Annotated in this window: 17 protein-coding genes; 13 read left to right on the top strand and 4 right to left on the bottom strand. The window is 71.9% G+C overall.

The annotated features are described in order from the left end of the window. Positions 1 to 46 precede the first annotated feature (46 nt). Together IE318_RS40685 and IE318_RS40680 are read right to left on the bottom strand one after the other, a co-directional pair. A complete protein-coding gene (locus IE318_RS40685) occupies positions 47 to 1,906 on the bottom strand; it encodes an ABC transporter ATP-binding protein (RefSeq protein WP_189907912.1) in 1,860 nt (619 codons plus the stop codon). Continuing rightward, on the bottom strand, positions 1,903 to 3,735 hold the full coding sequence (locus tag IE318_RS40680) for an ABC transporter ATP-binding protein (RefSeq protein ID WP_189907911.1): 1,833 nt from the start codon (positions 3,733 to 3,735) through the stop codon (positions 1,903 to 1,905). The genes IE318_RS40685 and IE318_RS40680 overlap by 4 nt, the downstream gene beginning before the upstream one ends. Positions 3,736 to 3,943: 208 nt before the next feature. Between IE318_RS40680 and IE318_RS40675 the strand changes: the two genes are divergently transcribed. The 4 genes from IE318_RS40675 to IE318_RS40660 are packed head-to-tail and all read left to right on the top strand — an operon-like array spanning position 3,944 to position 7,499. After that, a complete protein-coding gene (locus tag IE318_RS40675) occupies positions 3,944 to 4,861 on the top strand; it encodes an ABC transporter ATP-binding protein (RefSeq protein WP_189907910.1) in 918 nt (305 codons plus the stop codon). After that, complete coding sequence (locus IE318_RS40670; RefSeq protein ID WP_189907909.1) at positions 4,858 to 5,592, top strand: ABC transporter permease; 735 nt, start codon at positions 4,858 to 4,860, stop codon at positions 5,590 to 5,592. Before IE318_RS40675 ends, IE318_RS40670 begins: the two co-directional genes overlap by 4 nt. Positions 5,593 to 5,617: 25 nt before the next feature. Continuing rightward, positions 5,618 to 6,868, top strand: a complete 1,251-nt coding sequence (locus IE318_RS40665) for a sensor histidine kinase (protein ID WP_189907908.1) — start codon at positions 5,618 to 5,620, stop codon at positions 6,866 to 6,868. Then, positions 6,858 to 7,499 carry a response regulator gene (locus IE318_RS40660; RefSeq protein ID WP_189907907.1) on the top strand — a complete coding sequence of 214 codons (642 nt, stop codon included), beginning with the start codon at positions 6,858 to 6,860 and terminating at the stop codon, positions 7,497 to 7,499. The genes IE318_RS40665 and IE318_RS40660 overlap by 11 nt, the downstream gene beginning before the upstream one ends. A gap of 30 nt (positions 7,500 to 7,529) precedes the next feature. Here IE318_RS40660 and glgX read toward each other — a convergent pair whose 3' ends face one another. Continuing rightward, entirely contained in the window at positions 7,530 to 9,809 is a 2,280-nt protein-coding gene (glgX, locus tag IE318_RS40655) for a glycogen debranching protein GlgX (protein WP_189907906.1), read from the bottom strand. A 499-nt stretch (positions 9,810 to 10,308) separates the two neighbouring features. Between glgX and IE318_RS40650 the strand changes: the two genes are divergently transcribed. The 9 genes from IE318_RS40650 to IE318_RS40610 all read left to right on the top strand — a co-directional run bounded on the left by IE318_RS40650 (position 10,309) and on the right by IE318_RS40610 (position 18,638). Beyond that, the gene (locus tag IE318_RS40650; RefSeq protein ID WP_189907905.1) at positions 10,309 to 11,568 is read left to right on the top strand and encodes a L,D-transpeptidase; all 1,260 of its coding nucleotides are present in this window, start codon (positions 10,309 to 10,311) and stop codon (positions 11,566 to 11,568) included. A gap of 80 nt (positions 11,569 to 11,648) precedes the next feature. Beyond that, positions 11,649 to 12,416 (top strand): enoyl-CoA hydratase/isomerase family protein, encoded by a 768-nt coding sequence (locus IE318_RS40645; RefSeq protein WP_030179744.1) that lies wholly within the window; start codon positions 11,649 to 11,651, stop codon positions 12,414 to 12,416. 275 nt (positions 12,417 to 12,691) lie between these two features. Then, on the top strand, positions 12,692 to 13,195 hold the full coding sequence (locus IE318_RS40640; protein ID WP_030179747.1) for an ATP-binding protein: 504 nt from the start codon (positions 12,692 to 12,694) through the stop codon (positions 13,193 to 13,195). Between the two features lie 641 nt (positions 13,196 to 13,836). Then, positions 13,837 to 14,628 carry a polysaccharide deacetylase family protein gene (locus tag IE318_RS40635; protein ID WP_189907904.1) on the top strand — a complete coding sequence of 264 codons (792 nt, stop codon included), beginning with the start codon at positions 13,837 to 13,839 and terminating at the stop codon, positions 14,626 to 14,628. Then, positions 14,628 to 15,830, top strand: a complete 1,203-nt coding sequence (locus IE318_RS40630; RefSeq protein WP_189907903.1) for a YncE family protein — start codon at positions 14,628 to 14,630, stop codon at positions 15,828 to 15,830. The genes IE318_RS40635 and IE318_RS40630 overlap by 1 nt, the downstream gene beginning before the upstream one ends. A gap of 77 nt (positions 15,831 to 15,907) precedes the next feature. Next, on the top strand, positions 15,908 to 16,531 hold the full coding sequence (locus IE318_RS40625; protein ID WP_189907902.1) for an ADP-ribosyltransferase: 624 nt from the start codon (positions 15,908 to 15,910) through the stop codon (positions 16,529 to 16,531). 54 nt (positions 16,532 to 16,585) lie between these two features. Further along, the gene (locus IE318_RS40620) at positions 16,586 to 17,497 is read left to right on the top strand and encodes a helix-turn-helix domain-containing protein (RefSeq protein WP_189907901.1); all 912 of its coding nucleotides are present in this window, start codon (positions 16,586 to 16,588) and stop codon (positions 17,495 to 17,497) included. Positions 17,498 to 17,546: 49 nt separating this feature from the next. Beyond that, complete coding sequence (locus IE318_RS40615; protein ID WP_030179761.1) at positions 17,547 to 17,759, top strand: EF-hand domain-containing protein; 213 nt, start codon at positions 17,547 to 17,549, stop codon at positions 17,757 to 17,759. Positions 17,760 to 17,918: 159 nt separating this feature from the next. After that, the gene (locus IE318_RS40610; protein WP_268256779.1) at positions 17,919 to 18,638 is read left to right on the top strand and encodes an NADPH-dependent F420 reductase; all 720 of its coding nucleotides are present in this window, start codon (positions 17,919 to 17,921) and stop codon (positions 18,636 to 18,638) included. Between the two features lie 28 nt (positions 18,639 to 18,666). On the opposite strand, the gene IE318_RS40605 is transcribed toward IE318_RS40610, so the two are convergent. Then, the gene (locus tag IE318_RS40605; protein WP_030179766.1) at positions 18,667 to 19,221 is read right to left on the bottom strand and encodes a glycoside hydrolase family 25 protein; all 555 of its coding nucleotides are present in this window, start codon (positions 19,219 to 19,221) and stop codon (positions 18,667 to 18,669) included. Positions 19,222 to 19,828: the final 607 nt, after the last annotated feature.

Below are 19,828 nucleotides of genomic sequence, written 5' to 3'. Positions count from 1 at the left end.
GGCCGCAACTCGTCTCGTCCGCTCGGGTCGGACCGGTCTCCTCCGCTCATGCCAGACTGTCGCGCCAGGCCCGGTGCAGATGCGCGAAGCGCCCGGTGCCCGCGATCAGGTCGGACGGGGAGCCGTCCTCCACGATGCGGCCGTGCTCCATCACCAGCACCCGGTCGGCGATCTCCACGGTGGACAGGCGGTGGGCGATCACCACGGCCGTACGTCCCCGCAGGACCGTGTCCATCGCGCGCTGCACCGCCTGCTCCCCCGGGATGTCCAGGGAACTGGTCGCCTCGTCCAGGATCAGCACCGACGGGTCGGCGAGCAACGCCCGTGCGAAGGCGACCAGTTGCCGCTGCCCGGCGGAGATGCGGCCGCCCCGCTTGCGTACGTCCGTGTCGTAGCCGTCGGGCAGGGTGCTGATGAAGTCGTGGGCGCCGATGGCCTTCGCGGCCCGCTCGATCTCCTCGCGGGTCGCCTCCGGGCGGCCGATGGCGATGTTCTCGGCGACCGTGCCGGAGAACAGGAACGCCTCCTGCGTCACCATGACCACCCCGCGCCGCAGTTCGGGCACGGCGAGCTCGCGCAGGTCCACCCCGTCCAGCAGCACCCGGCCGTCCGTCGGGTCGTAGAACCGCGCCAGCAGCTTGGCCAGGGTGGACTTGCCCGCGCCGGTCGAGCCGACCACCGCCACGGTCTGGCCGGCCGGGACGGTCAGGTCGAAGCGGGGCAGCACCTCGCCGCCGGTGCGGTAGCCGAAGCGGACGCCGTCGAAGACCACCGTGCGGCCGGGGAGGGCGGACGCGAGCGGCGGGAGCCGGCGCGGCGCCGACGGCTCCGGCACCGACGGGGTCTGGGCCAGCAGACCCGCGATCTTCTCCAGCGAGGCCGCCGCCGACTGGTAGGAGTTGAGGAACATGCCGAGCCGGTCGATCGGGTCGTACAGCCGGCGCAGATACAGCACCGCCGCGGCCAGCACGCCCAGTTCCAGCGAGCCGTCCGTCACCCGCCAGGCGCCCCACAGCACGATCGCCGCGACCGCCGTGTTGGCCACCAGCCGGGAGCCGACGACATAGCGGGCCATCTCCAGCAGCACGTCGCCGTTGGTGCGCTCGTGGCGGCCGTTGAGGACGCGGAACTCGGCGTCGTTGGCCGCCTCGCGGCGGAACGCGCGCACCGGCCGGATGCCGTTCATCGTCTCCACGAACTTCACGATCACCGCGGCGATCGCCGTGGACCGCTCCCGGAACACCTGCCCCGCGCGCCGCTGGTAGAGCCGCACCAGCAGGTACAGCGGTACGAAGCTCGCCACCGCTACCGCGCCGAGGCCCGCGTCCAGCCACAGCAGCATCGCCGAGATGGAGACGAAGGAGAGGATGACCGTGACCAGTTCCTGGAGGCCCTCGCTGAGCAGTTCGCGCAGCGACTCCACGTCCGTGGTGGAACGGGAGATGAGCCGGCCCGAGGTGTACCGCTCGTGGAAGTCGACGCTGAGCGCCTGGCCGTGGCGGAAGATCCGGCCGCGCAGATCCAGCAGCACGTCCTGGTTGATCCGGGCCGCGGCCACGATGAACGCCCATTGCAGGGCGCCCGAGGCCAGCGCGCACAGCAGATAGCCGACGGCCACCGCGATCAGCGGCCCGCGGTCGTGGTCGCGCAGCGCCGGTACGGCCGTGTCGATGGCGTACGCCACCAGCAGCGGGCCCGCCTGGACCGCCGCCTGCTGGAGCAGCAGCAGGAGCGTGGTGCCGGCCACGCGGGCCCTCATGGGCGCCAGCAGCGAGCGGAGCAGGGCGGCGGTGGCGCCCGGGGGAGTGGGCAGGACGTCCCGGTCGAAGGGGTCGCCCTCGTCCCGGGGCGGCGGCGGGTCCGCCTGGTCCTCGGCGGTGGGGGCGGAGGCCGTGGGGGCCGTCATCGGTCGTCGTCCTCCTCGTCTTCCGAAGCGCCCGACATCAGCCGGGCGTACTCGGCGTTGGTGCGCAGCAGTTCGTGGTGGGTGCCCACGGCGGAGATCCGGCCGTCCGACAGCAGGGCGACGCGGTCGGCCAGCAGCACCGTGGACGGGCGGTGCGCCACGATCAGGGCGGTGGTGTCGGCGAGGACCTGGCGCAGGGCCGCCTCCACGGCCGCCTCCGTGTGCACGTCCAGGGCGGACAGCGGGTCGTCCAGGACCAGGAAACGGGGGCGGCCGACGACCGCGCGGGCCAGCGCCAGACGCTGCCGCTGGCCGCCGGAGAGGCTGAGACCCTGCTCGCCGACCTGGGTGGCGGTGCCCTGCGGGAGGGCGCGCACGAAGCCGGCCTGCGCGACGGACAGGGCGCGGTCCAGTTCGACGCTGCCCGCCGTGCCGTCGGCGCCCATGAGAACGTTGTCGGCGACGCTCGCGGAGAACAGGGTGGGTTCCTCGAAGGCGACGGCGACCAGAGCGCGCAGTTCCTCGCGGGGCATGGCGGTGATGTCGCGGCCGTCGAGGGTGATCCGGCCCTCGGTCACCTCGTGCAGGCGGGGGACGAGCGCGGTGAGCGTCGTCTTCCCGCTGCCGGTCGCGCCGACCAGCGCCATGGACTCGCCGGGGCGGATGTGCAGGTCGATCCGGTCGAGGAGGGGCGGGGAGTCGGTGGGGGCGTCGGGGTAACGGAACCGGACACCGTCGAACCGGAGTCCGCTGTCCTCGGCGCCTGCTGACCGGGTGCCCACCGAGGTGGCGGAACGACCGCCCGCGGCAAGGTCCGATTCCGGCTCCGCGTCCATCACCTCGAAGTACCGCTCCGTAGCCGTCGCCGCCTCCTGGCTCATCGCCAGCAGGAAGCCGATCGACTCCACCGGCCACCGCAGCGCGAGCGCCGTGGAGAGAAAGGCGACCAGCGTGCCCGCGGACAGCGACCCGTCGGAGACCTGCACCGCGCCCACCACCAGCGTGCCCCCGATGGCCACCTCGGGCAGGGTCATGATGACCGCCCAGATCGTCGCCAGCAGACGGGCCTTGCGCAGTTCGGTGGAGCGCAGGGTGACCGACAGCTCGCGGAACGCCCGGGCCTGGCTGCGGTGCCGCCCGAACCCCTTGATGATGCGGATGCCGAGCACGCTCTCCTCGACCACCGTCGTCAGGTCCCCCACCTGGTCCTGCGCCAGCCGGGCCACGTGCGCGTACCGCTTCTCGAAGACCGCGCTCAGGGCGATCAGCGGCACGGCGGGCGCCAGCATCACCAGCCCCAGCGTCCAGTCCTGGAGCAGCATGATGACCACGCCCACCAGAATCGTCACCCCGTTGACCAGCAGGAACGTCAGCGGGAAGGCGAGGAACTGGCGCAGCAGCATCAGGTCGGTCGTCCCCCGGGAGAGCAACTGCCCGGAGGGCCAGCGGTCGTGGAAGGCGACCGGCAGCCGCTGCAGATGCCGGTAGAGGCCCGCCCGCATCTCCGCCTCGACCCGGGAGAGCGGGCGGGCCACCAGCCACCGCCGCAGCCCGAACAGCAGCGCCTCGGCCACACCGAGCAGCAGCAGGTACAGCGCGCCGAGCCACACGCCCCCCGGGTCACGGCCCGCGACCGGCCCGTCCACGAGCCACTTCAGGACGAGCGGGATCACCAGTCCCACGCACGAGGCGAGGATCGCGACGAGGGCGGCCAGGGACCAGCGCGCCCGTGCCGGCCGGACGTAGGGCCACAGGCGCAGCAGCGAACGGACGGCCGACCGGTCGGTACGGCCGGCGGGGACAGGGGCGGTGGCGGGTGTGGTGGGCATCATGAGCGAGCGTACGGATCGCCACTGACATCGCCCACCGAGTTTTTGCCGGACCTCGCTCGGCCGTTGGTCCTACGACCTGCGCGTTCGACCGCCCGAACCCCTGTGGCCGCCGTCCGGTCGTAGCGCCGTATCAACCGATCGGCTGATGCCGCTCCGAGCGCGTCGGCCGATGCCCGCCGGCCCCGCCCGCCGGGACCCTGAAGCCATGTCCGTCATCGAAGTCAGCGAACTGCGCAAGTCCTACGGCGGCCGGAACGTCGTCGACGGCGTCTCCTTCGCCGTCGACGAGGGTGAGATCTTCGGCATCCTCGGCCCGAACGGCGCCGGCAAGACCACCACCGTCGAGTGCGTCGAGGGGCTGCGCGTCCCCGACGCGGGCCGGGTCCGGGTCGCCGGCCTGGACCCCGTCGCCGACCACGACGAGGTCGCCGGGATCCTCGGCGCCCAGCTCCAGCAGAGCGAGCTCCAGCCCAAACTGACCGTGCGCGAGGCGCTGGAGCTGTACGCCTCCTTCTACCCGAACCCCGCCGACTGGCGCCCCCTCGCCGAACGCCTCGGCCTCACCGCCAAGCTGGGCACCCGGTTCGCCAAGCTGTCCGGCGGGCAGCGGCAGCGCCTGTTCATCGCGCTCGCCCTCATCGGCAACCCGCGTGTCGTCGTGCTCGACGAGCTCACCACCGGCCTCGACCCACGAGCCCGCCGCGACACCTGGCAGCTGATCGAGGACGTCCGGGCGGGCGGGGTGACCGTCCTGCTCGTCACCCACTTCATGGAGGAGGCGCAGCGGCTGTGCGACCGGATCGCCGTGATCGACAAGGGGCGGGTCGCGGCGCTGGACACCCCGGCCGGGCTCATCCGCCGGTCGGCGGGTGCCACCGTCATCAGCTTCACCCCGTCGGCCCCGCTGGACGACCACGACCTCGCCTCCCTCCCGGCCATCGCCTCGATCGAGTGCAAGGACGGCCGGATCACGCTCTCCGGCACCGACGAGACCGTGAACGCGGTCGTCACCCTGCTCGCACGGCACCGCATCACGGCCCATCAGCTGCGCGTCCTGGACGCCACCCTCGACGACGCGTTCCTCGACCTGACCGACGACCGGACGAAGGAGGCCGCGGCATGAACACCGCCGTCCTGCGCACCGAGTTCCGCCTGTTCCGCCGCGAACCCGGCGCCGTCTTCTGGATCTTCCTGTTCCCGACGCTGCTGCTGGTGATCCTCGGCTCCATCCCGTCCTTCCGGGACGCCGACAAGGCGCTCGGCGGGCTGCGCCCGGTCGACGCCTACACGCCCATCGCCGTCCTGATCGCCCTGATCATGTCCGGGGTGCAGTCGCTGCCCCAGGCCCTGACCGGCCACCGGGAGCGGGGCATCCTGCGCCGGATGCGGCTCACTCCCGTACGGCCCTCCACCCTGCTGTCCTCGCAGATGGTGGTACAGGGCACGGTGGCGCTGGCCTCGGCACTGCTCGCGCTCGCCGTCGGCCGGCTCGCCTTCGGCGTGCGGCTGCCCGAGCAGCCGGCCGGGTATCTGCTGGCCCTGCTGCTCGCGACCGCCGCGGCCCTCGCCCTGGGCTCGGTCGTCTCGGCGCTGTCCCGCACCACGAAGGTCGCGGGCGCCATCGGCTCCGCGGTGTTCTTCCCGATGATGTTCTGCGCGGGCGTGTGGCTGCCGGTGCAGGAGATGCCGCACACGCTGGCCCGTGTGGTGCAGCTCACCCCGTTCGGTGCGGCGGCCCGCGCTCTGGGTGAGGCGGCCGCCGGCGACTGGCCCGGCTGGGCGCACCTGGGGGTGCTCGCGGGCTGGACGGTGCTGCTGACGGCGGGGGCGGCCCGCTGGTTCCGCTGGGATTGAACGAGCCGTGCCGGACACTGATGCCATGACGACCGCCGCGCAGCAGCAGCCCCGGGCCTCCTTCGACACATGGGGACCCTGGGCGCTGCTGGCCGCCGGTGTCGTGGCGGCGGCGATATCCGCCCGCGCGGTCGGCATGGACCGGCTCGGGACGGTCGCCTCCGCCGTGCTCGTCCCCGCGGCCGTCGTGCTGCAGCTGTGCTGGGGAAGGGTGAGGCGGAAGCGGCCGGGCCCGAGCCGGACCGGTGTCTGCCTCTACCTGCTGCGCTGGGCCATCTCCTTCGTGTTGACCTGGGCCAACCCGTTCTTCGCCTTCTACGCCGTCACCGGCTACTACACCGCGCCTCGGGAGCTGCCCCCCCGTCTGGTGCTGCCCGGTCTCTTCCTGACCGCCGTCACCATGTCCGGCAGTGAGATCGGCGGTTGGCCGCCGCACGGGCCGTTCCTGTGGCTCGGCTTCTTCCTCGTCCTGGCCGTCAACATGGGCATGGTCAGCGTGTTCACCCGATACACCCAGCAGGAGCAGGAACGCGCCCGCGTCCAGGCCGAGACCATCGACGAACTGGAGCGCACCAACACGGCGTTGCAGCAGGCCCTGGACGAGAACGCCGCCCTGCACGCCCAACTCCTGGTGCAGGCCCGGGAGGCGGGCGTCGCCGACGAGCGCCGCCGGCTCGCCGCCGAGATCCACGACACCCTCGCCCAGGGCCTGACCGGGATCATCGCCCAGCTCCAGGTCGTGGCGAACGCCCCCGACCTCACCACGGCCCGCACACATCTGGAGCGCGCCTCCGACCTCGCCCGGCACAGCCTCGGCGAGGCCCGCCGCTCGGTGCACAACCTCGCCCCCGTCGCCCTCGCCGCCGACGGACTGCCGGAGGCGCTGAAGAAGACGGTCGCCGAATGGGGCGAGCGCGCCGGAGTGCGCGCCGGGTTCACGGTCACCGGCACCGCCGAGCAGCTGCACGACGAGGTCTCGGCGACCCTGCTGCGCATCGCCCAGGAGGCACTGTCCAACGCGGCCCGGCACGCCCGCCCGGCCCGGGTCGGGGTGACCCTGTCCTTCATGGGCGACGAGGTCACGCTGGACATCCGCGACGACGGCACCGGCTTCGACCCGGCCGCCGTACCGCAGCGCACGCACAGCGGCGGCTTCGGCCTCGACGGCATGCGGGCCCGGGCCGAGCGCATCGCCGGTTCCCTCACGGTGGAGTCGGAGCCGGGGCACGGCACGGCGGTGTCCGCTCGCGTACCCTTGGTCCGCGATGACCGCTGAGCCCGCCATCACCCTCCTGATCGTCGACGACCATCCGGTGGTCCGCGACGGCCTGCGCGGCATGTTCGAGTCGGCCCCGGGCTTCCGGGTGCTCGGGGAAGCGGCGAACGGCACCGAAGCGGTGGCCTGGGCCGCGGCCCTGGACCCGGACGTGATCCTGATGGACCTGCGGATGCCGGGCGGCTCGGGCGTCGACGCGATCCGTGAGCTGACCCGTCGCGGCGCCCGCGCCAAGGTGCTGGTGCTGACCACGTACGACACCGACTCCGACACCCTGCCCGCGATCGAGGCGGGCGCCACCGGCTACCTCCTCAAGGACGCCCCGCGCGACGAGCTGTTCACCGCCGTCCGGGCCGCCGCCGAGGGCCGTACGGTCCTCTCCCCGGCCGTGGCCTCCCGCCTGGTCTCCGCGGTCCGCGCCCCCGCCCCCGGCAACGAGCCCCTCTCGGCCCGGGAACGCGAGGTGCTGGCGCTGGTCGCCAAGGGCACCTCCAACCGGGAGATCGCCCGCGAACTGTTCATCAGCGAGGCCACCGTCAAGACCCACCTCACCCACCTGTACGCCAAGCTCGGCGTCAACGACCGCGCGGCAGCGGTCGCGGTGGCGTACGACCGCGGGATCCTCGGCTAGCCGAAGAGCGCCCCGCGAGCTCGAGCGGCCTCAGTCCACGACCTTGAGCAGCAGCACCGACCGGGCCGGCACCGTGATCTCGGTCTCCGCCCGGTGCGTGGACCCCGGCGCGTCCGCCTGGTCCTCCTGTGAGGTGTCCACGATCACCTCGTAGCGGTCCGCCCACGGCGGGCCGGGCAGCGTGAAGGGCACGGGACGGTCCCCGGCGTGCAGGACGGCCAGGAAGCTGTCGTCGCGGACGGGGGCACCGCGTTCGTCGCGGCCCGGGATGTCCCGGCCGGACAGGTACATCGCCAGCGTCGCCGCCGGGGCGTACCAGTCGCCCTCCGTCATCTCCGTGCCGTGCGGGGTGAACCAGGCCAGGTCCCGCAGGCCGTCCGCCGAGTGCGCCCGGCCCGAGAAGAAGGCCCGGCGGCGCAGGACCGGGTGGCGGTGGCGCAGGGCGATCAGCCGGGAGGTGAGCTCGAACAGGGCCCGCCACCCGGGGTCCTCCAGCAGGGACCAGTCCAGCCAGCCGATCTCGTTGTCCTGGCAGTAGGCGTTGTTGTTGCCGCGCTGGGTGCGCCCCAGCTCGTCGCCCGCCACCAGCATCGGCACGCCCGTGGACAGCAGCAGCGTGGTCAGCAGGTTGCGCAGCTGTCTGCGCCGCAGCGCCCGTACCCCCTCGTCCTCGGTCTCGCCCTCCGCCCCGCAGTTCCAGGAGCGGTTGTCGTCCGTGCCATCCCGGTTGCCCTCGCCGTTGGCCTCGTTGTGCTTGCGGTCGTAGCTCACCAGGTCGCGCAGCGTGAAACCGTCGTGCGCGGTCACGAAGTTGACGGAGGCGTACGGTCTGCGGCCGCCCCAGGCGTACAGATCGCTGGAACCGGACAGCCGGTAACCCATCTCCCGTACGTCCGGCAGGGCGTGCCGCCAGAAGTCCCGTACGGCGTTGCGGTAGCGGTCGTTCCACTCCGTCCACAGCGGTGGGAAGGCGCCCACCTGGTAGCCGCCCGAGCCGACGTCCCACGGCTCGGCGATCAGCTTGACCCGGCGCAGCACCGGGTCCTGGGCGATCACGGCGAGGAACGGCGAGAGCATGTCCACGTCGTGCATGGAGCGGGCCAGCGCGGCGGCCAGGTCGAAGCGGAAGCCGTCCACGCCCATCTCGGTGACCCAGTAGCGCAGCGAGTCGGTGATCAGGCGCAGCACGTGCGGCTGGACGACGTTGAGGGTGTTGCCGCAGCCGGTGTAGTCGGCGTACCGGCGGGCGTCGGGCGTCAGGCGGTAGTAGCGCTGGTTGTCGATGCCCTTCAGGGACAGCGTCGGGCCGAACTCGCTCGCCTCAGCGGTGTGGTTGTAGACCACGTCGAGGACGACCTCGATGCCGGCCGCGTGCAGCGCGCGCACCATCCGCTTGAACTCGCCGACCTGCTGGCCGGTGGTGCCGGAGGCCGCGTAGCCGGCGTGCGGGGCGAAGTAGCCGATGGAGTTGTAGCCCCAGTAGTTGCGCAGGCCGCGGCGCAACAGGTGGTCCTCGTGCGCGAACTGGTGCACCGGCAGCAGCTCCACCGCTGTCACGCCCAGCTTGACCAGGTGCTCGATCGCCGCCGGGTGCGCCAGACCCGCGTACGTCCCCCGCAGCTCCTCCGGGATGCCCGGATGCCGCTGGGTGAAGCCGCGCACGTGCAGCTCGTAGATCACCGAGTCCGCCCACGGCGTCTTGGGGCGGCGGTCGTCGGACCAGTCGTCGTCGTCATGGACGACCACGCCCTTGGGCACGAAGGGCGCGGAGTCGCGGTCGTCGCGCACGGTGTCCGCGACATGCTGGTCCGGCCAGTCCCGGACGTGCCCGTACAGCTCCGGCGCCAGCCCGAAGGCGGCGTACTCGCCGTCCACCGCGCGCGCGTACGGGTCGAGCAGCAGCTTCGCCGGGTTCCAGCGGGCGCCGGTCCACGGGTCCCAGCGGCCGTGCACCCGGTAGCCGTAGCGCTGGCCGGGCATGACCCCGGGGACGAAGCCGTGCCAGATCTCGTGCGTCAGCTCGGTGAGCCGGGCGCGGGTCTCCTTGCCCGCCTCGTCGAACAGGCACAGGTCGACCGCCTCCGCGCCGCCCGCCCACAGCGCGAAGTTGGTGCCGGCCACCCCGTCCGGGCCGACCCGGAAGCGGGCGCCCAGCGGCGTCGACGCGCCCGGCCACACGGGCACGGCGGGCGGCGGTGCGGCACGGTGCGCACCGTTCACGACGGCGGACGGGCGCCGCTCGTCGAGGGCACGCCCGTTCCCGGTGGCGCGCCCGCCCGCCACCGCCTCCTGTTCGGCTGCGCTGGACACCTGGTCGGCCCCTTTTCGGCTGTCGCGGCTCGTTCGCCAACCGGCCCGCCCCAGTGTTCTCCTCCCGTGTCCGTCTCCCGGGTGCGGCTCCCCGTCGCTCGGTCCTCCCCACTGTTCTGCCCAGAGCGTGGCTCGCACTCACGTTTCCCTGGAGCGGGCCGGGCGCCGGTCAGCCCATGCGGCACGTACGACGGCGCGTACGGCGCGCGGGGGCCGCACCGGACCGCCCCGCCGACGGAAGCGGCGGCGGCCACCGCGCAGGGAGCCTGGAACGGGAGCCGTGGAAGGCGGACATGCTGTCAAGTAAGCAGCCCGGCGGCAGGAGTTGAGGACCGATGGGGAACGTTGCCGTCAGCTGTTGAAGTTGGGACGGAACAGTGACAATTGCCTGACACCCTGCCTCTGACCTTGTGGTTACGATGCGCGAGTGTGCGGCGCGCAGGACGCGCTGGGGTGCGCCGGGGTGCGGGTTCGACCGACCCGGGGAGGGGAGACCAACTTGAACGTGCGGCCGATATCGGGGGCGTCGGTTGACGCGCGGGGACGCAGGGCGCCGGGCGCGGCCGGGGGACGCAGGGCACTGCTGGCCCTGGTGTCCGGAGCGCTGCTGCTCGCCGTCACCGCGTGCGGGGGAGGCGACTCGGACTCCGAGTCGGGCAAGAGCCAGGGCAAGGAATCCAGCGCCGCGCCGAGCAAGCAGTCGGAGGCGGTCGTCACCATCGCCCCCAAGGACGGCGAGAAGTCCGTCGACACCAGCGGCGCCCTGAAGGTCGCCGCGAGCAAGGGCACGCTCACCCAGGTCGTCGTGAAGGACCCCAAGGGCACCGCGATACCCGGGCGGATGACCGCCGGCGGCACCTCCTGGACCCCGTCCACCCATCTGGCCGCCTCGACCCGGTACACGGTCCACGCGGTCGCCAAGGACTCCGCCGGCCGCCAGGCCGCCGAGGACTCCAGCTTCACCACCCTGACGCCGAAGAACACCTTCGTCGGCACTTTCACCCCCGAGGACGGCTCCACGGTCGGCGTCGGAATGCCGTTCTCCGTCAACTTCACCCGGGGCATCACCCACCCGGAGGACGTCGAGAAGGCCATCCAGATCAAGACCGAACCGGCCGTCGACGTCGAGGGCCACTGGTTCGGCAACGACCGCCTCGACTTCCGCCCCGAGCACTACTGGAAGGCCGGCACCAAGGTCACCGTCAAGCTGAACCTGGACGGCGTCGAGGGCCGCCCCGGCGTCTACGGCAAGCAGAGCAAGACCGTCACCTTCACCATCGGGCGCAGCCAGGTCTCCGTGGTCGACGCCAAGAAGCACACGATGAAGGTCATGCGCGACGGCGAGGTCATCAAGACCATTCCGGTGACCACCGGCAAGCCCGGCTACGACACCTGGAACGGCAAGATGGTCATGAGCGAGAAGCTCACGGTGACCCGCATGAACGGCGAGACCGTCGGCTACGGCGGCGAGTACGACATCAAGGACGTCCCGCACGCCATCCGCCTGACCACCTCCGGCACCTTCATCCACGGCAACTACTGGGGCGGCGACGCCTTCGGCAACTACAACGCCAGCCACGGCTGCGTCGGCCTGCGCGACGTGCGCGGCGGTTACGACAGCAAGGTGCCGGCCGCCTGGTTCTTCAACCACTCCATGGTCGGCGACGTGGTGGAGGTCAAGAACTCCCACGACCGGACCGTCGCCCCGGACAACGGGCTCAACGGCTGGAACATGTCGTGGGCCGACTGGAAGAAGTGAGTCCCTCCTGAGGGACGGGCCCGGTGCTGTGACGGACGGCACCGGGCCCACTGTCGTTAGTGCCCGTTAACCTGCTTCCCATGACCGTAACTCTGGAAGTCGCCGAGGGCGTCGGCACGCTGCGCCTGGACCGCCCGCCCATGAACGCGCTCGACGTCGCCACGCAGGACCGGCTCAAGGAGCTCGCCGAGGAGGCCACCGGCCGCCAGGACGTGCGCGCCGTGGTGATCTACGGCGGCGAGAAGGTGTTCGCGGCCGGCGCGGACATCAAGGAGATGCAGGTGATGGACCACGCGGCGATGGTCCTGCGCGCCCGAGCCCTGCAGGACTCCTTCACCGCCGTGGCCCGCATCCCCAAGCCGGTGGTCGCCGCGATCACGGGCTACGCGCTCGGCGGCGGCTGCGAACTCGCGCTCTGCGCGGACTACCGCATCGCCGCCGACAACGCCAAGCTGGGCCAGCCGGAGATCCTGCTCGGCCTCATCCCCGGCGCGGGCGGCACCCAGCGGCTGTCCCGGCTGATCGGGCCGTCCAAGGCCAAGGACCTCATCTTCACGGGTCGTCAGGTCAAGGCCGACGAGGCGCTCACGCTCGGCCTGGTGGACCGCGTGGTCCCGGCCGCCGAGGTGTACGAGGCGGCCCACGCCTGGGCCGCGAAGCTCGCCCAGGGCCCGGCGATCGCGCTGCGCGCCGCCAAGGAGTCGATCGACACCGGCCTGGAGACCGACATCGACACCGGTCTCGCCGTGGAGCGGAACTGGTTCGCGGGACTGTTCGCCACGGAGGACCGCGAGCGCGGGATGCGCAGCTTCGTGGAAGAGGGCCCGGGGAAGGCCAAGTTCCTCTGAGGAACGGCCGCTTACCCCTTGCTGTTGACGTGACGTCTGATCGCGGGTCCCTCGATGGGGCGGTTGTGCGGGCCTCAAGGCAGCCTTGAGGCCGATCCGTCGAGGGGGCCGGGCGATTGCCGCCGCACGGGCCGTTCGTGCAGGTCGGCCGGGCTGTTCCGGCGGCCGATGTGTCGTGGGCATATGCCGGGCGCATGGTGGACAACGGGGGCGCTCCGGGGGCGTATTCCGCCGGAACGGCCACGGAGACCGCCGCGGACGGCCATGATGGGGGCATGGCGGGGCTGGAGGGCATCGAACAGCCGCGGGGACAGGGACGTTCGGCCGCGGCACGCTGGTCGCCCGCGGTCGAGGACGACCGGGCGCTCAACGCGCTGGAACTGTACGGCAATCCTACGGAAGCCGAGGTTCCGTTGCCGTCCCGTCCCGAGTCCGCGGCCACCGCTCGCCGGCTCGTCCAGGTCGTCGTCCTGCGCCAGTGGGGCCTGACCCCCAAGCTGACGGAGGACGCGGTCCTCCTCGTCTCCGAACTCGTGGGCAACGCCGTACGGCACACCGGCGCCCGGGCGTTCGGCCTGCGCATGCGCCGCCGCCGGGGCTGGATCCGCATCGAGATCCGCGACCCCTCGCGCGGGCTGCCCTGCCTGATGCCCGTTCAGGAACTGGACATCAGCGGCCGGGGCCTGTTCCTGGTGGACAAACTGGCCGACCGCTGGGGAGTGGACCTGCTGCCCCGCGGCAAGACCACCTGGTTCGAGATGCGCGTCGCGGACCGCTGACCCCGGGAACCCGGCCAAAACCGCCGGACCTGGCCCAACCGGTCGGGCCCGGCCCAACCCGCTGGGCTTGGCCGAACCCGTCGGCGCCGGCACGGGCAGTCGGCCGAATCCGCTGGGCGTGGCTGGACCCGCTGGGCGTGACCCGGCCCTCCGTGGGTCGCCTGGCCGGACCCCGGCGAGGATCGCCTGGCCCGGCCTGGCGAGGTTCGCTGGCCGGTCCCCGGCAGGGGGGTCTCGTGTCCGAACCCGGCACGAGCCGCTGGCCGAATGCGCTGGGCCTGCCTGGACCCGCCGGGTCTGACCTGACCCACCGTGGGTCGCCTGGCCGGACCCCCGCGGGGACCGCCTAGCCGGACCCGGCGCGGGCCGCATGCTGAATCCGCTGGGCCCGGCCCGACCCGCCGTTGGTCGCCTGGCCGGACCTGGCGGTTCGCTGGCCGGATCCCGGCGAGGGGCGGTCGGCCGGACCCCGGCGAGGATCGCCTGGCCCGGCCTGGCGAGGTTCGCTGGCCGGACCCGCTCGGAGGCCGTCTGGTCGAACCCGCCGGCCTCCAGGTACCCGGCGAGAGCCGTGGCTGACAGGCCCTCACCACCCCGGCCGCGCGTGTGAATCGCCCGTTTTCTTACCCTGCGCCTCTTAAATGGTGTGGGTGACCACCACCGATCGCCGTGGCGTGCTCCGGGCCGGTGCCGGACTCGTCGCCGGGGGCGCACTCATCACCGGGTGCTCCTCCACCGGTGCCGCCCCGCACTCCGCCGCGTCCGACGCCGCCCCGGACGCGGCGTCCCCCGCCTCGCGCGCCGCCGCCCCCGCCCCGCGCGCCTTCTCCCGGCAGCCCGCTCAGATCGTTCACGGCCCGCGCGACAAGCCCCGCGTCGCTCTTACCTTCCACGGCCAGGGAGACCCCGCGCTGGCCCGCGCCCTGCTCACCGCGGCCGAGAAGCACGGGGCCCGCCTCACCGTGCTCGCCGTCGGCACCTGGCTCGACGAGCATCCCGAGATGGCCCGCCGGATCCTGGACGGCGGCCACGACCTCGGCAACCACACCCAGCGCCACCTGGCCGTCAACGCCCTGTCCGAGACCGACGCCCGCGCGGAGATCACCGGCTGTGCCGACCGCCTCAGACGGCTCACCGGCTCCATCGGCACCTGGTTCCGGCCCTCGCGCGCCCCCACCGCCTCCCCGCTGGTCCAGCGACTGGCCCGCGCCGCCGGATACCCGCACGTGCTCTCCTACGACGTCGACTCCCTCGACTACACCCGGCCCGGCGCCGCGGCCGTCACCCGCAACGTCATGGCCGAGGTCCGCGACGGATCCGTGGTGAGCCTGCACTTCGGGTACGCCGACACGGTCGCCGCCCTCCCCGACGTACTCGACGAACTCGACCGCCGCGGCATGCACGCGGTCACCACCACGGAGCTGCTGAGCTGATGCACCGTCCTTCACTGAGCCGTACCGCCCGGGCCCTGCTCGCAGGGGCCGCCTGTGCCGCGCTGGCCGCGCTGTCCGCCTGCAGCGCCGGCGACTCGGGGCACCACGCCGACGAAGCCCTCGGCAGCAAGGCGCCCGTGCAGCCCCAGCCGAAGCAGCGGCAGGCCGCCGACGGCCTGCCCGGCATGCCGCCCGTCCTGGACCCGAAGGACGTCTACGCCGCCGACCGCCCCAACAAGCTCTCCCCGGTGGTCAAGGACTTCCCCTCCCGGGTCTACGTCCCCAACACCAACTCCAACACCGTCACGGTCATCGACCCCGCGACGTACAAGGTCATCGAGACCATCCCGGTGGGCCGCCAGCCCCAGCACGTCGTGCCGTCCTGGGACCTGAAGACGCTCTGGGTCAACAACGACCTCGGCAACTCCCTCACCCCCATCGACCCGAGGACCGGCAAGGCTGGCAAGCCGGTCGACGTGCACGACCCGTACAACCTCTACTTCACGCCCGACGGCAAGTACGCCGTCGTCATGGCCTCCAAGGACCGCCAGCTCGTCTTCCGGGACGCGCATACCATGGACCGGGTGAAGACCGTCCCGGTCCCCTGCGCCGGCGTCAACCACGCCGATTTCTCCCTGGACGGCCGCTACTTCATCGTCTCCTGCGAGTTCAGCGGCGAACTGCTCAAGGTCGACACCGCGCAGATGAAGATCGTCGGCGCGCAGAAGCTGGACCACCGCGGCGCCATGCCCCAGGACGTGAAGGTCTCGCCCGACGGCAAGAAGTTCTACGTCGCCGACATGGTCGCCGACGGCCTGTGGATCCTGGACGGAAAGACGTTCGGCAAGCCGGTGTTCCTCCCCACCGGCAAGGGCACCCACGGCCTCTACATCAGCCGCGACTCGCGCGAGATGTACATCTCGAACCGGGGCGAGGGCAGCATCTCCGTCTTCGACTTCACCAAGGGCAAGCTCACCAAGAAGTGGCGCCTGCCGCAGGGCGGCAGCCCCGACATGGGCGGCGTGTCGGCCGACGGCAAGGTCCTGTGGCTCTCGGGCCGCTACAACTCCGAGGTGTACGCCATCGACACCCGCACCGGCCGGCAGCTCGCCCGCATCAAGGTCGGCAGCGGCCCGCACGGCCTCGCCGTCTACCCGCAGCCGGGCCGCTACTCGCTCGGCCACACCGGAATCTTCCGCTGACAACCCGGGTGCTGGACACGCCTCCGATCAGGTGATGATCCACCTCGCGCCGCCGCGGACCCGGGATCGTGCTGCGCATGATCATCACTCGTCTGCGGCGGCGGGCCGCTGCCGCCGTCCTCGCCGTCTCGGCCGTCCTCGCGACCACGGCCGCCACCGCCCCCACGACCACCGCCGCCGGCGGCCCCGCCGCCGTGGCGCCCGCCCGGGCCGCCGCGCCCTCCTGCCCCCAGTTCGAGGACAGGATCAAGGCCGCGGCCGACCGGCGCGTCGACGTCGACCGCATCACGCCCACTCCGGCCTGGCGCACCACCTGCGGCACCCTGTGGCGCAACGACAACCGGGCCCCGGCGACGATCTTCGATGAGGGCTTCTACCCCCGGGACGTGCTGAACGGCCAGTACGACATCGAGCAGTACGTCCTGGTCAACCAGCCCTCGCCGTACGTCTCGACGACGTACGACCACGACCTCTACAAGACCTGGAAGTCGAAGTACAACTACTACATCGACGCCCCGGGCGGCATCGACGTCAACAAGACCATCGGTGACACCCACCAATGGGCCGACCAGGTCGAGGTCGCCTTCCCCGGCGGGATCGCCCGGCAGTACATCGTCGGCGCCTGCCCGGTCGACAAGACGACGAAGGCCGAGATCATGAGCGAGTGCCAGGGCAACCCGTACTACCAGCCGTGGCACTGAGCGGCAGCCCCTCCGCTTGAGTCTCCACCCACTGGAAGGCCCAGACTCGCAGACGTGAGCGAAGACAGCACCGGACTTCTCACCATCGGCGAGCTGGCCCGGGCCACCGGACTGACCGTGCGCACCATCCGCTACTGGTCGGACGAGGGCGCCCTGCCCCCGGTGGCCCGTTCCGCGGGCGGCTACCGGCTCTACGACGCCGCCTCCGTGGCCCGGCTCGAGCTGGTCCGCACCCTGCGCGAGCTGGGCCTCGGCCTGGACGACGTGCGCCGGGTGCTGGCCGGGGAGCGGACGGTCGCGGAGGTCGCCGCCGCGCACGTGGTGGCGCTGGACGCGCAGATCCGGTCGCTGAAGGTGACCCGCGCGGTGCTGTCGAGTGTGGCGCGACGCGGATCGAGTGCGGAGGAGACGACCCTGATGAACAAACTGGCACGGCTGTCGGCGGCCGAGCGCAGACGGATCATGGAAGAGTTCGTGGAGGAGATGTTCCACGGGCTCGACAGCGTGGACCCGGACATCCGCGAAAGGATGCAGAACACCGCGGTGAACCTGCCGGACGACCCCACGCCCGAACAGGTCGACGCCTGGGTGGAGCTGGCCGAGCTGGTGCAGGACGCGGAGTTCCGGGCGCAGATGCGCAGGGCGGCCGAGCTCAATCACTCCGACCGCGGGGCCGACACGCCCGCCGGGGCGTCCCGGTGGTTCGCCAAGAGGCTGGTCGAGCTGGTCGGGAAGGCGCGCGAGCGGGGGATCGCCCCCGAGGCGCCGGAGGCCGACCAGGTCCTGCGTGACCTGTTCGGGGACGCCGACCCGACGGCGGTCCTGGAACGCATCAGCGCGACCCACAACGTCAGGCTCGCCCGTTACCGGGAACTGCTGGGGATCCTCAAGGGCACGCCCGTGCACTCCTACGCCGACGAGTTCTCCTGGGTGGCCGCTGCGCTCCAGGCCCGCACGGGCAGCTAATCTGACCTGCGACAGCACGACAGTCAGGTACGACAAGAGGGGCGGATCGGTGGCCGACATCGAGGAAGCACGCAAGCAGTTCCAGCGGATCGATGCGGACGGTGACGGTTTCATCACCGCCGCCGAGTTCAAGTCCGCCCTGGCCCAGGAGGGCGACTGGAACGTCACCGAGACGGTGGCGGAGGCGATCATCAGGACCCGTGACCTGAACGGCGACAAGGTTCTGTCGTTCGACGAGTTCTGGGCCTACCTGAGCAAGTGACGCGCCCGGCACGGACCTGAGGGGCGCCCATCGCTCGGCGGTGGGCGCCCTTCGGCGTACGCCGCTCGCCGTGCGTTCCTCGCCCGGGCATCCGTACGCCGTTCGCCATACGCCCGGAATAGCCCGCGCCGCCCGGAGGTTGCACGTGGCCTGCAAGGCCTGTGCAAGGACACCAGAACCGAGCTCCGGGACTCCGGAAGAGCGAGGCGAGCAGAGATGAAGATCGGCATCATCGGCGCGGGCAACATCGGCGGCAACCTCACCCGGCGGTTCACGGCCGCCGGACACGACGTCTCCGTGGCCAACTCCCGCGGTCCGCACACCCTGACCGCGCTGGCCGAGGAGACGGGCGCGACCCCCGTGCGCGTCGAGGAGGCGGCACGCGGCGCCGAGGTCGTCGTGGTCACCGTCCCCCTGAAGGCCGTCCCCGGCCTGCCGTCCGGCCTGTTCGACGAGGCCGCCGACGGTGTGGCGGTCATCGACACCGGCAACTACTACCCGCGGGAGCGGGACGGCAGGATCGCCGCGATCGAGGACGAGGGCATCACCGAGAGCCGCTGGACCGAACGGCAGCTCGGCCACCCCGTGGTCAAGGCGTTCAACGGCACGTACGCCCAGGACCTCCTCGAGCGTCCCCGCCCGGCCGGTGACCCCGACCGCATGGCGCTCCCGGTGGCGGGCGACGACGAGGCGGCCAAGGCGAAGGTCCGCGCGCTGATCGACGAGATCGGCTTCGACACCGTGGACGCCGGCGGCATCGACGACTCCTGGCGCCAGCAGCCGGGCACCCCGGTCTACGGCCTGCGGGCCGGCGCCGACACCGTGGCCAAGGCCCTGGCGGAGGCGTCCCCGGAACGCCCGGCCGACTTCCGGGGCTAGTCCGGACAGGCGGGTCGGGGCCGGGCCGTCACGGCTTGGCCCACTCCCGCAGCGCGGCCGCGGTGGAGAAGTTCGCCACGTCCTTGTCGTGCGGGTCGTCGGTGTACTGGTGGAAGCGCCACTTGGCCTTGATGCGGGGGTGGCCGGCGGTGACGTAGTCGGCGATCCACAGGCCGTCGCCCGCATAGGAGGTCGTGTCGATGTTCAGCCAGAAGTTGCGGTTGGTGTACAGCACGACCCGGTTGTGCGGGCGAAGTTCCTTCACCTTGCGGATGAAGTGGTCCTTCTCCGAGTTGGAGGCGTGGGTGCCGTCGCCCGTGGTCTCCCAGTCGACGGCGAGGATGTCGCCGGCCTTCTCGGGGGCGTGGGAGACGAAGTACTCGGCCTGGGCGGTGATGTTGCCGGGCCACAGGAAGTGGTAGAAGCCGACCACCAGACCGGCGTCGCGGCCGTGCTTGGTCTGGGCGTTCAGCCGTGAGTTGACGTACGAGCGGCCCTCCGTCGCCTTGATGAAGACGAAGGAGAGGCCGTGCGTGTCGTACGTGGCGGACTGATAGGCGCTCACGTCGATGCCGTGCAGCATGGGAACTCCCTCAAGGTGCCGTGGGGGGAGGAGTCGTCGGTTGTGTTCTGCCCCGTCTCCCCGGCGGCGGATCCTCCCGGTTCCCTCGAACATCAGCCCAAGGTCAACTCCCCGTCGTCGGCGCCCGCACCGGCACCGCCCGCGGTGCCGACGTCCGTGACACCGGTTTCTCGGACGTACCGGTGCCGAATTCCGTGATTCCCGACGATCGCCCGTCCGTGTGGTCAATTCCGGTGACAGGGTCGGGGGTCATAACCGTTTGCCGTGCGCGGCTTGAGTTGACTGGGCCGAAGTGCGAGAACAGCATGGGAATTGAGCCACCTCTGAGTCACAGATGCACGGAAGAAAGAGGAGCACGGCCCATGCGGAACAGCCGGAAGCGGCAGATAGCCGCAGCAATAGCCTCGGCAGCCCTGGTGGGAGGAGTCTTCACCATCGGGACTTCCGCCTCAGCGGCACCTGCTCAGGTGCACGCCGGCAAGGGTACGTCGCAGACGCAGAGCCCGCTTCGGGTCAGTACGCAGGGTGATGGCAGCGGCAACACCCAGGGTGGTACGCAGGGTGGCGGGAGTGGGAACACCCAGGGCGGTACGCAGGGTGGCGGGAG

This window comes from Streptomyces spiralis, assembly GCF_014654675.1.
Taxonomy (GTDB): Bacteria; Actinomycetota; Actinomycetes; order Streptomycetales; family Streptomycetaceae; genus Streptomyces; species Streptomyces spiralis.
The sequence above is the reverse complement of the archived record's forward strand: the minus strand, read 5'-3'. Positions and strand labels throughout refer to the sequence as shown.